Annotated in this window: 14 protein-coding genes; 5 read left to right on the forward strand and 9 right to left on the reverse strand. The window is 31.9% G+C overall.

Features of this window, described 5'->3' with window-relative positions; all coding sequences use genetic code 11:
* Positions 1-70: 70 nt before the first annotated feature.
* On the reverse strand, positions 71-1,222 hold the full coding sequence (locus tag N456_RS15060; protein WP_148639341.1) for a FecR family protein: 1,152 nt from the start codon (positions 1,220-1,222) through the stop codon (positions 71-73).
* Between the two features lie 176 nt (positions 1,223-1,398).
* Between N456_RS15060 and N456_RS15065 the strand changes: the two genes are divergently transcribed.
* On the forward strand, positions 1,399-1,914 hold the full coding sequence (locus tag N456_RS15065) for an RNA polymerase sigma factor (RefSeq protein ID WP_262482846.1): 516 nt from the start codon (positions 1,399-1,401) through the stop codon (positions 1,912-1,914).
* 47 nt (positions 1,915-1,961) lie between these two features.
* On the opposite strand, the gene N456_RS15070 is transcribed toward N456_RS15065, so the two are convergent.
* Positions 1,962-3,119 (reverse strand): MFS transporter, encoded by a 1,158-nt coding sequence (locus N456_RS15070; protein WP_062058995.1) that lies wholly within the window; start codon positions 3,117-3,119, stop codon positions 1,962-1,964.
* Positions 3,120-3,123: 4 nt separating this feature from the next.
* A complete protein-coding gene (locus N456_RS15075) occupies positions 3,124-3,921 on the reverse strand; it encodes a sugar-binding protein (protein ID WP_082422553.1) in 798 nt (265 codons plus the stop codon).
* A 485-nt stretch (positions 3,922-4,406) separates the two neighbouring features.
* On the opposite strand from N456_RS15075, the gene N456_RS15080 reads away from it, so the two are divergent.
* The 4 genes from N456_RS15080 to N456_RS15095 are packed head-to-tail and all read left to right on the forward strand — an operon-like array spanning position 4,407 to position 6,489.
* Complete coding sequence (locus N456_RS15080) at positions 4,407-4,862, forward strand: OsmC family protein (RefSeq protein ID WP_062058998.1); 456 nt, start codon at positions 4,407-4,409, stop codon at positions 4,860-4,862.
* Between the two features lie 8 nt (positions 4,863-4,870).
* Positions 4,871-5,266 (forward strand): hypothetical protein, encoded by a 396-nt coding sequence (locus tag N456_RS15085; RefSeq protein WP_062059001.1) that lies wholly within the window; start codon positions 4,871-4,873, stop codon positions 5,264-5,266.
* An 8-nt stretch (positions 5,267-5,274) separates the two neighbouring features.
* Positions 5,275-5,745, forward strand: coding sequence for a DinB family protein (locus tag N456_RS15090; protein ID WP_062059003.1), 471 nt, complete (start codon positions 5,275-5,277; stop codon positions 5,743-5,745).
* Positions 5,746-5,799: 54 nt separating this feature from the next.
* Positions 5,800-6,489, forward strand: coding sequence for an ArsR/SmtB family transcription factor (locus tag N456_RS15095; RefSeq protein WP_062059006.1), 690 nt, complete (start codon positions 5,800-5,802; stop codon positions 6,487-6,489).
* A gap of 120 nt (positions 6,490-6,609) precedes the next feature.
* Here the strand turns inward: N456_RS15095 and N456_RS15100 are convergent, their stop codons facing one another.
* The 6 genes from N456_RS15100 to N456_RS15125 form a co-directional block, all read right to left on the reverse strand.
* Entirely contained in the window at positions 6,610-8,418 is a 1,809-nt protein-coding gene (locus N456_RS15100; RefSeq protein ID WP_062059008.1) for an acyl-CoA dehydrogenase family protein, read from the reverse strand.
* Positions 8,419-8,542: 124 nt separating this feature from the next.
* Positions 8,543-9,733 (reverse strand): acetyl-CoA C-acyltransferase, encoded by a 1,191-nt coding sequence (locus N456_RS15105; protein ID WP_062059011.1) that lies wholly within the window; start codon positions 9,731-9,733, stop codon positions 8,543-8,545.
* Positions 9,734-9,850: 117 nt separating this feature from the next.
* Positions 9,851-10,123, reverse strand: a complete 273-nt coding sequence (locus N456_RS15110) for a four helix bundle protein (RefSeq protein ID WP_338021424.1) — start codon at positions 10,121-10,123, stop codon at positions 9,851-9,853.
* Positions 10,124-10,148: 25 nt separating this feature from the next.
* Entirely contained in the window at positions 10,149-12,554 is a 2,406-nt protein-coding gene (locus N456_RS15115; RefSeq protein WP_062059014.1) for a 3-hydroxyacyl-CoA dehydrogenase/enoyl-CoA hydratase family protein, read from the reverse strand.
* 17 nt (positions 12,555-12,571) lie between these two features.
* The gene (locus N456_RS15120; protein WP_062059016.1) at positions 12,572-13,027 is read right to left on the reverse strand and encodes a MarR family winged helix-turn-helix transcriptional regulator; all 456 of its coding nucleotides are present in this window, start codon (positions 13,025-13,027) and stop codon (positions 12,572-12,574) included.
* Between the two features lie 190 nt (positions 13,028-13,217).
* Complete coding sequence (locus tag N456_RS15125) at positions 13,218-14,999, reverse strand: AMP-dependent synthetase/ligase (RefSeq protein ID WP_062059019.1); 1,782 nt, start codon at positions 14,997-14,999, stop codon at positions 13,218-13,220.
* Positions 15,000-15,311 lie beyond the last annotated feature (312 nt).

Below are 15,311 nucleotides of genomic sequence, written 5' to 3' on the forward strand. Positions count from 1 at the left end.
AAATCGGGAGATGTTGCAGCATTTCTCGATTTTTATTTTTTGGGAGTTTTTATGTAATCATTTTTTTTATTTAAGGGTTAATAATTATTTCATTTTCTTTGATGCTAAAATTAAAGAATGTATTACTCTTGAATGTTTTTAATACATCTTCTATATTCTCTACATCAAAGCGACCTGTGAATTTTTCTTTTTTAATTTTTTGATAATTGATAGCTATTTTCTTATCGTAATGTCTTTCAAGTTTTTTCATAATACTTTCAAAACTTTCATTTTTGAAAAGTAATATGCCATCAACCCAAGCGATATAATTTTCAGTATATACTGTAGAAATATTTAAATTCTGAGTTGTCTTTAAGAGGCTTGCTTTTTGATTGGGTTTAAGTAATTGATCAGTGTTTTTATCAAAACGCTTTTTACCTTTAAAAACACCAACACTACCTTCTACAAGAACAACCTCAGAAAAAGAATCATTAGCATAAGAAGATACATTAAATTTTGTACCTAAAACTTCTGTTTTAATACCATTTGTGGATACGATAAAAGGATCTTTTTCATTCCTAGCTACCTCGAAGTAAGCTTCTCCGGATAATTCAACTTCTCGAGTTTGCCCAGAAATAAATTGTACAGGAAACTTTAACGTAGAACCAGAATTAACATGGACAGTTGTTCCATCAGATAATACTAATTGGAATTTTTTTCCATTAGGAACTTTTAATGTGTTAATGACTAATTTAGTATTAGCTATTGTATCACTCTCTTTTTTATAAACTATTTTACTTTTTTCTTGTACTCCTAATACAACTCCATTTTCATTTTTAATTTCTTTAAATAACTGAGTTTCTTTGATGGTTTTAAACTCTCCATTTTCTAGTTGTAAGGTTACTTCATTTACCGTTGAATTAGCATCAAGTACATATTTTTTATACACTAATGTAGTGCTAATTAAAATTCCTATAAAAACAGCAGCATATTTCAAGTAATTATTAATTCTGTTTTTGCGAATTTTAGTACGAGATTTTGTACTTTGTATATAATTTTGAAGGATTGAAGACGCGTTTTGATGATCGAAATCATTTTTACTTAATTCAACATAATGATTTGTAGTGATGTACTTTTTGAATTCATTAAGATTTTGTTCATCTTTTAAAGATTTTTCAAACTCGATGAACTCATCTTCAGACATCTCATTATTTAAGTATTTTAATATTTGATTTATATCCAAATCTTTGTTTTTTTGTTTGAATTATTGGCTTATTTATAAGTAAGACTTAAAAAAAACATAAAACCCTTACTTTTGGAAGTGTTTTTTTTATTATTTATGTAAAGTTTTTGTTAATTATCTTAGGATAGGGTTTAAAAATGAGTTAAAAAAAGATTGCTATAAAGAATAAAACCCAAATAGAGGAACTTAAAAAAGGGAATGAATTTGTATATAGGCGTTTATATGAAATGCACTATAACGAACTGTGTACCTATATATTTAGTTTGTCAAGAGATAAACAGCAAGCAGAAGACATTGTTCAAAATGTAATGTTGAAAATTTGGAAAAACAAGAAAAAATTAAATATCAATACTTCTGTTAAAAGCTATTTGTATAAAGCTTGTTATTACGAACTGATCGATTTCTATAAGAAAAATAAAAAAGAATTAAATTATATAGAACAAGTACAAAAAGATGCTTTAGATATTTTTATAGATGAAGAAGAAGATTTTGTTAAAAACCAATTAGAGCGTGTTAAGTCAGAAATAGAAAAACTCCCTCCGAAATGTAAAGAAATCTTTATTTTGAATAAAATTCAAGGATTTAAATATCGAGAAGTAGCTGAACAATTAGATATTTCTATAAAAACAGTCGAAGCTCAAATGTCAAAAGCTATGTCTAGAATTAAAAAAGCATTAGAAGCATCTCGTTAATCTAAAGTTTACTATCACTAGAATCAGAAAACTCAATTTGATAGATCTCAGGTTTTCCTTAAGGCATATACTCCTAATATTGGACCAATACATAAAATCATATATGATATAGTATCGTCTATTTGTTCTATCAAAAATGATAATAACTGAATACTCACAATTGTTATGGAAAAACCAATACAGTTAACAATTGTAAGACCAGTGCCCCTTAATTCTGAAGGAACAGCTGCTGCAACCATTGTAGAAAACTGAGGAGAGTCTGATATAACTAACATTCCCCAGATACTTAGTACAAGTAAAAAAAAGAATGGAGGCAATTGAAAGAGTAGAGGCGAAATAAGACATAGTAGACCAGAAATTAATAATGAAATATAAGCTACTTTTTTACTTCCTGTTTTTTGAGAAATAAAACCTCCTAAAATACAAGAGATAACCCCAATACTTATTATACTAAATGACCAAAAAGGTATTGGAATCTTAATAAAATGATGATTTGCATATGTTTTTAGAATCATTGGAACAAATGCCCAAAATGCATACAACTCCCACATATGACCAAAATACCCAAAAGCAGCTTTTCTAAAACTAGGGATACTAAAAAGCTGTGTTACGATACCTAATTGAAGTTTGGAAACTAATTTTCTGTATGGTCCATCAGGAACTAGACTCCACATAACCAATCCTCCAATAAACGCTAATATTGATGTACTGATAATAACGATTCGATAATCACTGCTTAATGAAAAGTGGTTGATTAAATGAGGGAACGCTGTTCCAAGAACTAATGCGCCTACAAGATATCCTAGTGCTTTGCCTAAACCGCCTTTATAATAATCAGAAGCTATTTTCATACCAATAGGATATATACCAGCAAGAAAAAAGCCAGTTGCAAACCGAGCAGTAAGTAAATTGAAAATTGTGATATTAGGGATCAATATAGCAATATTACTTAACCCTCCTAAAAAAGCGCAGATCATAAATATACGTGATGGTGAAAAGCGATCAGCGAGTGTTAATAATGCAAAGGTAAGTGTGCCTATGATAAAACCAAACTGCACAAAAGATAACAGATATCCCAAAATATTAAAACTAGCATTGATATGGGAGGCAAGATCATCAATAACAACATTACCAACAAACCACAATGAAGTGCAAAAAAATTGCGAAATAATAATAACAGGAAGTATGTAGAATTTTGGTTTCAATAGGCTATTCTTTTAGAATTAGTGTGCCAAAAGTATTAGTATTGCTCAAAGCTAGATTTTTTTCTTCTCCAGCAATAAAAACAGAACCGATAAAATTTTCTCTTTCCTTACTACCATCATTATCATTATAAGCTATTGCAAACCCTAGTTTTTGATCTTTTATTAGAAGTATAGGGTCATTAACTTCTCCTTCTGTATAGGTGTCGTCATAAATAGTGATTTCAAACTCCCATACAGATACATCTTCATTGGTTTTTCGTTTAGAATTGATATGATTATTAAATAACATCGGTTTTTTTGCCTCATCTAAGCTTACTACATTATTATCTAATCCGATATGATAGACAAATGCATTAAAATTATGTTGATAAGTGCCACCAGAATTATCAGCATCTATAAAAATCGATATGGTATCATCATTCCACCATGATTTTAATGGATCTTTATGCAAGTCGTATAAGATATCATCTTTAATTTCTACTAGTATGTATAAAGCATTTGGAGTCCATGCTATTTTATATCGACCAAAGAAGTCATTAAATGTATAAGGTTCTCCTTGCCACTTTTGATCAAAACCATACCAAATGGTTTCTTTCCAAATAGGATCATTCATTTCTCCATCTAGTTTTGGAACAATTACAGCTTTTTTGACATTTTTGATTTGATGATCGATTTTTTTGTACTGATTTTTAATGTCTTTTTGGGACACAATAGCTAATGTATTCTTAAAACTAGCATCAGAGATATTTTTTCTACAACTTACGATACTTAGGATATAACATAATAAAGCTATTCTTTTCATAATTAGATACGATTCTAATAATCATAGTAAATGTAGTAAACAAAAATTTAAAAACTTGTACCATACATTAATTCTGATTTTTTTTAACCCGAATTGTTTAATACAACTTTATTGTCTGTAGAGGAAATATAGCGATAATAAACTCTCTATAGATCTGTTATTATCCATAGAGAGTAAGAGAAAAAGATTATGTTTTTATAAAAATAATTACATGTAAGTAATTCTTCGGTTTTTTGAAATACGAGTTCCATTCTATAACAGATACTGCTTGCGGGACCGATGTTAGGTTGTTACCGCATGAGTATAACCACTCATACGGTATTTTTCCTTTGTTTTTAGTAAAAAAATGGCAATACAAAAAATGGTTTACAGAGATGTGTATATGATATGTGGTAGTATGGTATAATTTTATACTTCATTCTACAATGAACTAAAAACAAATGGACAAGTATATTTTTGTCATGTAATAGTATGAAAATATATAAATGAAACATTCAGCGAGGATATTCTGGAAGAGACAGCAACAAGAACTATTTAATGATGGCAACTATAGTCGAAAGCATATTTGGTATTTTGATGGAGGTACAGAAATTATCGCATCATCTTCTCCTACAGTTATTCCTGTTCCCATGTCTGATGCATCGGCAGTTGATCCCGAAGAAGCATTTTTAGCCTCTCTTTCTAGTTGTCACATGTTATTTTTTCTTTCTATCGCTTCAAAAAAAAAGTATGTTGTAGAGAGTTATGAGGATAATCCTATTGGAAAGCTAGAAGCTATCCATGGAAAAAAAGCAATTACTACAATTACATTACATCCTAAGATAGTCTTTAGAGGAAAAGATCCGTCATTAAAAAATATAGAACAGATGCATCATTTGGCACATTCTAATTGTTTTATTGCAAATTCTATTACCGCAAATATTCAAATCAAATTAATATAAAATCTAGTATGAAAAATTTAGCAATTAGATTAGAAAACAAACTAGGAGCTCTAGCAAAAATGGGAAAAATTTTAGGAAATGAAGGAGTAAGTCTCGAAGGAGGAGGAGTTTTTGTATATCATAACATTGGAGTGGCTAATTTTTTGGTAAAGGATGCCGAAAAAGGAAAAAAAGCATTGGAATCTCATGGAATTGAAGTATTCGAAATCAATGATGTACTTATTCAAAAACTAGATCAGGAAACCCCTGGGCAGTTAGGGAAAATTTGCGATTTAATGGAAAAAAATAGGGTTAACATAATAACACAATATAGTGATCATGAGAATCAGTTGATATTGGTTGTTGATGATTATGAAAAAGGTAAGGTTATTTCAGAAAACTGGAGTAAAGGAATATATAAATAGTAGTTTTTATGAATTCAATTGAAATTATTTTATTAAACAGTGAAGAAACAAGAAGACGAAGTATAAAGCTTTGGCAAGGAATACCAGAAGAGTATTGGAATTGGAAACCTGATAAAGATGCATTTACTATTATAGAAAAAATAAGACATGTATTAGAAAGTGAACATTTATTTCATAAAATCATTGATAATAGAGGGAACTTAGGAGATTACCTATCTCCTTGGGAAGGAATAGAATACTCAGATTTAGAATTTGAACTAGAATTGGCAAAAAAGTATAGAGTACATTTTTTAAATATGATAAAAGGGCTTACGATTTTTGATTTAGAAAATATCATAATTGAAAGAACAGAAGTAGGGCAGCATAAAAAATTAGGAGACTATCTGAATAGGATCGTGTTTCATGAGGCGGTACACATGGGACAAATGTTGGGGTATTTGAGAATACTTAGTTTAGAAAGGCCTAAGATATGGGATTGAAAATAGTATATTAGTTTTGTGTATTGAAACTGGGTAATCTCATGATAGTATTTAATGGAAGAGTTTGAAAATAAATTTACTAAAGTAGCTTCTCTTTTAGGAGACAAATCCCGAGCTGTTATGCTCTGGTGTTTATTAGATGGTAGAGCATATACTGCAATGGAATTAGCTACATGTGCTGATATTTCTGCACAATCGGCTAGTAACCATTTGAAAAAATTAATAACAGCCAAAATTTTATCTGTAGAAAAACAAGGACGGCATAGGTATTATCGATATTCAACGTCTGAGGTTGCTCAGGTTATTGAATCCATGGCTGGTTTAGTATCTTTAGATGATGAGTATAATAGAGTTCATACACCAAAGAGTAGTGCTATTACCTACGCAAGAACTTGCTATGATCATTTGGCTGGAGAAATAAGTGTGAAAATCACGGATGCATTGCTTAAAAATGATATTATAAAAACTTTAGAAAATGTTTATAAGGTAACTCCTATTGGAAAAAAATGGTTTGAAAGCCTAGCAATTGATACTGATGAAATAAGGTTGCAAAAACGTTCTTTTGCACATCCGTGTTTAGATTGGAGTGAGCGTAAACACCATCTAGCAGGCGCATTAGGAGCAACATTTCTTATGATGATGCTACAGCAAGATTGGGTACGAAGAAAAAAAGATTGTAGAGAGGTAATTATTACTGCAAAAGGTAAGATAGAATTAAAAACTAGATTACATTTAGAAATTTAAAAACCGCCTTCATATAAAAAGGCGGTTTCATAAAATTAAAATAAACAACATTATAGTTTAGAGCCTATCCAGGCTATCACTTACATTAGAATATAATCATTCTAATATAAGACCCTTATTTTAACCAATAAAATACCCATTCTCTTGAGCAATTTTATCTGCGATTTTAGTTCTTAAAGCAACCACGTTTGGTTGGTTAGTGTATTTAGTAAAGCGCTTCAGTCCCATAAGCATCATTCGCTGCTCATCACCTTCAGCAAAAGAAACAATTGCTTCTTTTCCTTTTTTGATGATAATATCTACAGCATTGTATAAATACAATTGAGACATTGCGATCTGAGTTTCTTGAGCTTCTTCACCAAAACGTTTTGCATTTTTTTCAGTTCTTAGGATTGTAGATTCAGCCATATAGATTTCAATTAAGATATCGGAAGCAGCTAATAGTAATTGTTGATGCTCTTCTAATTGAGGTCCATATTTCTGAACAGCAGATCCGGCAACCATCAAGAATACTTTCTTAAGTTTGGCTACAATTTCTTTTTCTTCAGAAAATAAGATAGAATAATCAGGTGTGTCAAAAGAAGGAATACCAGTAAGCTCATCAGCAACTTTCATGGCAGGACCTAGTAAATCTACATGACCTTTCATAGCTTTTTTAACCAACATACCTACGGCTAGCATACGATTGATCTCGTTAGTACCTTCATAAATACGGGAAATACGAGCGTCTCTCCATGCTGATTCCATAGGAGTATCTGCAGAGAATCCCATACCTCCAAAAATTTGAATTCCTTCATCAGTTGTATTTTGAACATCTTCAGAAACAGCAACTTTTAGAATAGAACACTCAATTGCATATTCTTCAACGCCTTTAAGCTCTGCTTCTTGATGTGTATTTCCTTCCGCTTGACGAATAGCAATTCTATCTTCAATATTTTTTGCAGCTCTATAACTGGCAGATTCATCAGCATAGGTATTGGTAGCCATCTCTGCAATTTTAGCTTTGATTGCTCCAAAATTCATAATTGGAGTTTTAAACTGAATACGCTCATTAGCATAATTAGTAGCTTCTCCAATGATTCTACGTTGTGCGTCTAAACATGCAGCAGCAAGTTTGATACGACCTACATTTAATGCATTCATTGCGATTTTAAACCCATTACCTCTTTCTGATAACATGTTTTCTACAGGTACTTTGGTATCACTAAAGAATACCTGACGAGTAGAGGAAGAATGAATACCTAATTTTTTCTCTTCATCTGCTAGAGAAATCCCATTAGAAGGGTCGTTTTCTACAATAAATCCCGTGATATTTTTATCATCTTCGATACGTGCAAAAACAATAAATACACTACAGAATCCTGCATTAGAGATCCACATTTTCTGACCAGAAATTAAGTAATGTGTTCCATCATCAGAAAGTACGGCTTTTGTTTTACCAGAATTGGCATCAGATCCTGCTCCTGGTTCGGTTAAGCAATAGGCACCAAACCACTCGCCAGTAGCTAGTTTAGGGACATATTTTTTCTTTTGCTCTTCATTACCATATAAAGTAATTGGCATTGTACCAATACCAGTATGAGCTCCAAATGCGGTACTAAATGATCCTGTCGCTCCAGAGATATAATCACATACTAACATAGTAGATACAAATCCCATTCCTAGTCCATTATATGCTTCTGGTACAGCTACTCCTAATAACCCAAGTTCACCAGCTTTGCGCATACATTCTTCAGTATAGGCATAGTCTTTATTTTCAAATCGTTCCCAATGAGCCCATAGTTCACGGTCTACAAATTCTTTGGTACTATCTCGCATCATTCGTTGCTCTTCAGAAAAATCTTCTGGAGTAAATACATCTTCACTTTTTGTTTCTTTGACAAGGAATTGACCTCCTCTAAGAATATCTTTGTTTATAGTTTCGCTCATAGTTTTATTTTTTTTTGAGTTTAGACTTTTAGAAACTAAAGCCTAGATTTTTTTTAATTACATATATTTTGATTTCTTTTTAAATTTTTAACAGTCTAATTTGTAGACGCTAATAATTTAATGTTTAGTTCAGAAATTCAAATATTCCGGCGGCTCCTTGTCCTGTACCAACACACATCGTTACCATACCATATTTACCTTTCATATCACGCTTGCGCATCTCATCGAATAACTGTACTGAAAGTTTAGCTCCTGTACATCCTAGTGGATGTCCTAATGCAATAGCACCTCCATTAACATTTACAATGTTTTGATTAAGGCCTAGTTCTCTTATTACAGCAAGAGATTGTGAAGCAAAAGCTTCATTAAGTTCTATTAATGCTATATCATCTTGGTTTAATCCGGCTTGTTTTAGAGCTTTTGGGATTGCTTTTACAGGACCGATACCCATAATTCTAGGTTCTACACCTGCTGCTGCATAGTTAACGAGTCTAGCGATAGGTTCAAGATTTAATTCTTTAACCATTTCTTCACTCATTACCATTACAAAGGCAGCTCCATCACTCATTTGAGAAGAATTACCAGCAGTAACACTACCTCCTGCTTCGAATACAGGTCTAAGCTTACCTAATACTTCTTTGCTAGTTCCGGCACGAGGACCTTCATCTTTAGATACAGTATATGATTTTGTAGCTTTTTTCCCATTCTCATCTACATAAATCTGTTCTACATTTATAGGGACTATTTGGTCCTGAAAACGATCTTCAGCTTGTGCTTTTAGCGCTTTCATATGAGAATTATATGCAAATTCATCCTGATCTTCTCTAGATACTTTAAATTGATGAGCTACTGCTTCTGCAGTATTACCCATTCCCCAATAGTAGTCTTCATGACCTGACTTAGCTAGGTCATAATTTAATTCAGTTTTATAACCAGTCATAGGAACTGCACTCATACTTTCTGCACCACCAGCAATAATACAATCTGCCATTCCAGACTGTATTTTAGCTGTAGCAATACCTATGGTTTCAATCCCAGATGAACAGAATCTGTTTACGGTTACTCCTGGGACATCAACAGAATTTAATCCCATTAATGATATTAAACGTGCCATATTCAATCCTTGAGATCCTTCTGGCATGGCATTACCTACAATTACGTCATCGATACGTTCTTTGTCTAATTGAGGTAATTCTTTCATCATATGCTGAATAGTTTCAGCTGCAAGCTCATCTGTTCTTTTGAACCTGAATACTCCGCGAGGTGCTTTTCCTACTGCTGTTCTATATGCTTTTACTATATATGCTGTTTTCATTGTTTTATAGTATTGAGTATTGAGATGTTAGTATTGAGATTTATAATCTTTTTTTGAAATGAATAATTCATTTTCTGTATTTCAATACATAATTCAATAACTTGTTCTACTTTTTCTTTACTTATTATAATTTAATTCTATTACTAATATTAATTGTGTATGGAGTTCATAACATGAACCATTTGCAATACTTAAAAAATGTTTAAATTCTTTACTTGAATTTCTTCCAGTACCTTCAACAATGTTAGAAGAAATAGAAATTGCGCTACGTTTTATTTGAGAAACTAAACCATATTTTTCATTAGATGAAAGATCATTTGCAAGTTGATAGACAGATTTGGCTAAATCAATTGATTTTTTCCATATTTTTAAATCTTCAACTTTGTGCATTACTTTATAATCTAAATTCTCAATACTAATTACGTAACGGTTTTCCTTTCTTAAGCATATGTTCGATACGCTCAAGAGTTTTACGTTCTGTACAAAGTGATAAGAAAGCTTCTCGTTCTAGATCTAATAAATATTGTTCTGTAACTAAAGTTGGTTCTGATAAATCTCCACCAGCCATTACATACCCTAATTTATTTGCAATTTTGTGATCATGCTCGGATATATATTTACTAGCTTCCATAGAGTCAGTTCCTACTAAAAACATTCCTAATGCTTGCTTACCAAGTACTTTAATATCCTTACGTTTTACAGGTTGCGTATATCCTTGTTCAGCCATCAGTTTAGCATAAGCTTTTGCTGTAGCAATTTGGCGATCTTTGTTTACAACAACACTATCTTTTCCTTTTTGAAGTATATTAGTATCGTATGCTTCATAAGCAGAAGTGGATACCTTCGCCATACCGATAGTTAAGAAATGTTCTTGTAATACATTAAGTTCAATATCATTTTTCTTAAATGTATCAGAAGCTCGTAATGCCATTTCTTTAGATCCACCTCCTCCAGGGATAACACCAACACCAAATTCTACTAGACCAATATAGGTTTCTGCAGCAGCGACAACTTTATCTGCATGCATAGAAAGTTCACATCCACCACCGAGAGTCATACCATGTGGAGCTGCAATGGTTGGTATTGCTGAATAACGCATACGCATCATAGAATCTTGGAAGTATTTAATAGCCATATTAAGCTCATCATATTCTTGCTCTACGGCCATCATAAAAATCATTCCGATATTAGCTCCTACAGAAAAGTTCGCTGCTTGATTACCAACAACTAATCCTTGAAAATCTTTTTCTGCAATATCAATAGCTTTATTTAATCCAGCTAACACATCACCACCGATAGTGTTCATTTTACTTTGGAACTCTACATTCAGAATTCCATCACCAATATCCTCTACTACAACACCACTATTTTTAAAAACTTCTGAAGATTTACGGATGTTATCCAGAATAATAAATGCATCTTGTCCTGGTACTTTTATCTGTTCTTTTTTAGGAATATCATAAAAGAATGTTGCTCCATTTTTTATGGTATAAAAAGAGGTGCTTCCTGCGGTGATCATATCATTTACCCAAGCTGCAGGTTTATACCCTTCGGCTTTCATTATTTCGATTCCTTTTTCTACACCTATAGCATCCCAAATTTGGAAAGGACCATGCTCCCAACCAAAACCAGCTTTCATAGCATCATCAATTTTATATAAATCATCAGTGATTTCTGGAATACGATTGGATACATATGCGAATAGTGCAGAAAAGTTTTTACGATAAAATTCTCCTGCTTTATCCTTACCAGATACTAATACTTTAAAACGATCTACTACTTTGTCAATAGTTTTTGTCATTTCTAAGGTAGCGAAAGAAGCTCTTTTCTTTTCTCTATATTCTAAAGAATCTAGATCTAAAGAAAGAATTTCTCTTTTTCCGTCAGCGCCAACATTTTTCTTATAGAAACCTTGTCCAGATTTACTGCCTAACCATTTGTTTTCTATCATGGTATCGATAAAACCGGGAAGCTTGAATAACTCAACACGTTCATCACCTGTACAATTATCAGCAATACCATTAGCTACATGAACTAATGTGTCTAAACCAACTACATCTACAGTACGGAACGTTGCAGATTTTGGGCGACCAATTACCGGACCAGTAAGTTTATCGACCTCTTCTATGGTTAATCCCATATCTTTTACCATATGAAATAAACTCATAATACTAAAGATACCGATTCTATTACCAATAAATGCAGGAGTGTCTTTTGCAACTACAGAAGTTTTTCCTAAATATTGCTCTCCATATCCATTAAGAAAATCCAAAACTTCTTGAGATGTGTTTGGACCGGGGATAATTTCGAACAATTTTAAGTAACGAGCTGGATTAAAGAAGTGTGTTCCACAAAAATGTTTTTGAAAATCTTCACTTCTCCCTTCATTCATAAATTGAATAGGGATACCAGAGGTATTAGAAGTAATTAGTGTACCTGGTGTTCTATACTTTTCAAGGTTTTCAAAAACAGATTTTTTGATATCTAATCTTTCTACAACAACTTCTATGATCCAATCTACATCTGCAATTTTTGTGATATCATCTTCAAGATTCCCTGTAGTGATACGACTTGCAAATTTTTGATGGTAAATAGGAGAAGGTTTAGATTTTAGAGCAGTGGTTAACGAGTTATTTACTAATCGATTACGGACCACTTTGTTTTCGAGGGTAAGTCCCTTTGCTTTTTCCTTGTCGTTAAGTTCTCTAGGAACTATATCTAATAGTAGCACTTCGACACCAATATTAGCGAAATGACATGCAATACCGGATCCCATAATTCCTGATCCGATAACTGCAACTTTTTTAATGATTCTTTTCATTTTTTAACTTCGAGTTATTAAGGTGTTATAGATTCTTGTTTTGAGTAAACTTTTTTAGATGAAATAAGATCGTTTATAGTTTGAAATACTTCTAAGAAAATATCCAGTTTTTCTTGTGGCACATGTTTTCTTACGATATTATCAAAAGTAAAAACGACTTCTTTTGAGAAATTTCTCATTTCTATGCCAAAAGGAGTAAGATAGATCAATACTCCGCGTCCATCCTGAGGGTTTTTTTTCCTAAAAATCAATCCTTTTTCCTCCATGGCTTTTAAGGTACGAGACAAGCTAGTCGCTTCCATTCCCATTTTGGGACCTAATGAAGTGGAAGGAGTGCCATTTTCTGGATCTATACTTATTAATGCAAATCCAGTAGCCATTGTACTACCTTTTTTACTTGCTTCTTCATTATACATCTTAGCAACTGCCATCCAAGTAGCTCTAAGTGCATAATCTATTGTCTTTTCTCTCATTTAAAAAAATTATGAAGGTAAAGGTAGTGAAATTTATTATGCACGCATAGTAAATTTATGAAAAAATTTACTGAAGATATAGGTAATATACGTTTTTCTATTGAATTAATAAAAAAACTCCTCATGATTGAGGAGTTTTACTGATTAAATTAAAACTGTACTAGATTTTATCTTGTATCAGTTAATTGAACTAGCCGTAAATTTTGGAGTATAAGCTTTTGTATTTTTCTTTTATTATTTTTCTTTTTAATTTCATAGTAGGGGTGAGGTGTCCGCCGTCAATGCTCCATTCGTCTGGTGTAAGTTCAAACCGTTTTACACGTTCCCATTTACCAAATTTTTCGTTATGTTGGTCAACTTCTATTTGATATCGTTTAATTACATCAGGATTGTTAATCATTTCTTGATTAGAGCTTCCTATTTGGAGTCCTTTACGTTCAGCCCATTCTTTTAGAAATTCGAAGTTTGGCTGTATAAAGGCAGCAGGCATTTTTTCTCCTTCTCCTATAACCATAATTTGTTCAATAAAACGAGATTGTTTCATTGCGTTTTCAATTAATTGAGGGGCGACATATTTTCCTCCGGATGTTTTGAACATTTCTTTTTTACGATCTGTAATACGTAGAAAACCATCACTATCTATTTTTCCGATGTCTCCAGTATGAAAATAACCATCTTTTAATACTTCTTTGGTTTTTTCTTCATCTTTATAATATCCAAGCATTACCTGAGGTCCTTTAACTAAAATCTCACCATCTTCAGCAATTTTTACCTCGGTATCAGGAATCATTTTTCCTACAGTACCAATTTTAAAACCATGATTTCTTACATCATTTACTGATATAACAGGTGATGTTTCGGTAAGACCGTACCCTTCCATTACGGGTATATTTGCGGCATTAAAAATGCGTGCTAATCGAGGTTGAAGTGCTGCACTTCCTGAAGCAACAGCTACAAGGTTGCCTCCTAATGCTTCTTGCCATTTACTAAAAATAAGTTTTCTGGCGACACCTAATTTTTTTTCATACCACCACCCATTAGCGCCATAGGGTTTATATTGTAAACCTAGTTCTACTGCCCAGAAAAATAATTTCTTTTTAATACCAGTAAGGTTTGTTCCTTTTGCAATTATTTTATCGTACACCTTTTCTAATAACCGCGGTACAGCAGTCATAATATGTGGTTTTATTTCTTTAAGATTTTCACTGATAGTTTCTAGAGATTCTGCAAAATAAATTTCTACACCTAGATATTGATACATATACATTAGCATTCTCTCATAAACATGGCAAACGGGTAAAAAACTTAAGGCTTTTATAGAATCATTTTTATTTCGGTCGAATCCAAAGCATGTCGCACTGTTTATAGAATTACTTACTAAATTCTTATGACTTAGCATTACACCTTTAGGTCTTCCTGTAGTACCCGAAGTATATATTAAAGTAGCTAGATCATCTTCTTTTATTGAAGCCATGATTTTTTCCACTTCTTGCTGATTGGTGTCATCTTTACCTAGTTCTAGAACTTCATTCCAACTTTTGCAATTAGAAATATCGTTATATGAATAGACTTCTTTAAGTGATGGGACATTAGTTTTAATGTTTTTGACTTTTTGAAATACTTCTTCATCAGAGACAAAACAATATGTTGCTTCTGAATGATTTAAAACATATTCATAGTCTTCTTGCGAAATTGTAGGATAAATAGGTACATCTTGAGCGCCAACTTGAAGAATACCAATGTCTGTAATATTCCATTCTGTTCTATTATTAGAAGATATTATGGCTACTTTATCATTAGGTTTTACTCCCAATCTTAATAAACCTCGGCTAATTTGATTTGCTTTTTCTACATATTCTGCGGAAGAAGTTGCAATCCATTTGCCATCATATTTAGTTATTAAAGCTTTATCTAAGTTGAAGTTTTTTAGCTGATAATGCGGGAAATCAAATAGTCTGGTAATTTTCGTCATAAGTCGTTTTAAAATAATTTTTTTGACTATCTAGTAAAATTCTATTTTTAGATTTTATTTAAAAATATACCTAATGAATTAATATTAAAAGATAGTAACACTCGAAATTTTTAATGTGTTATGCGTGCATAGTTTCGCAAAATATAAAAAATATCACAATAATCAATTCTAATATATGAAAAAAGGAGCTGAAATGTGTTAACTCTTTACTATTTTATTATTTTATAAAGAAGTAATATAAAATATTTGTTGTTAATTTTAGATTATGTGCTTGAAAGTGAATTGTTTTTATAACAGATAAATTATAAAGAT

The sequence above is a fragment of the Aquimarina longa SW024 genome (assembly GCF_001401755.1).
GTDB lineage: Bacteria > Bacteroidota > Bacteroidia > Flavobacteriales > Flavobacteriaceae > Aquimarina > Aquimarina longa.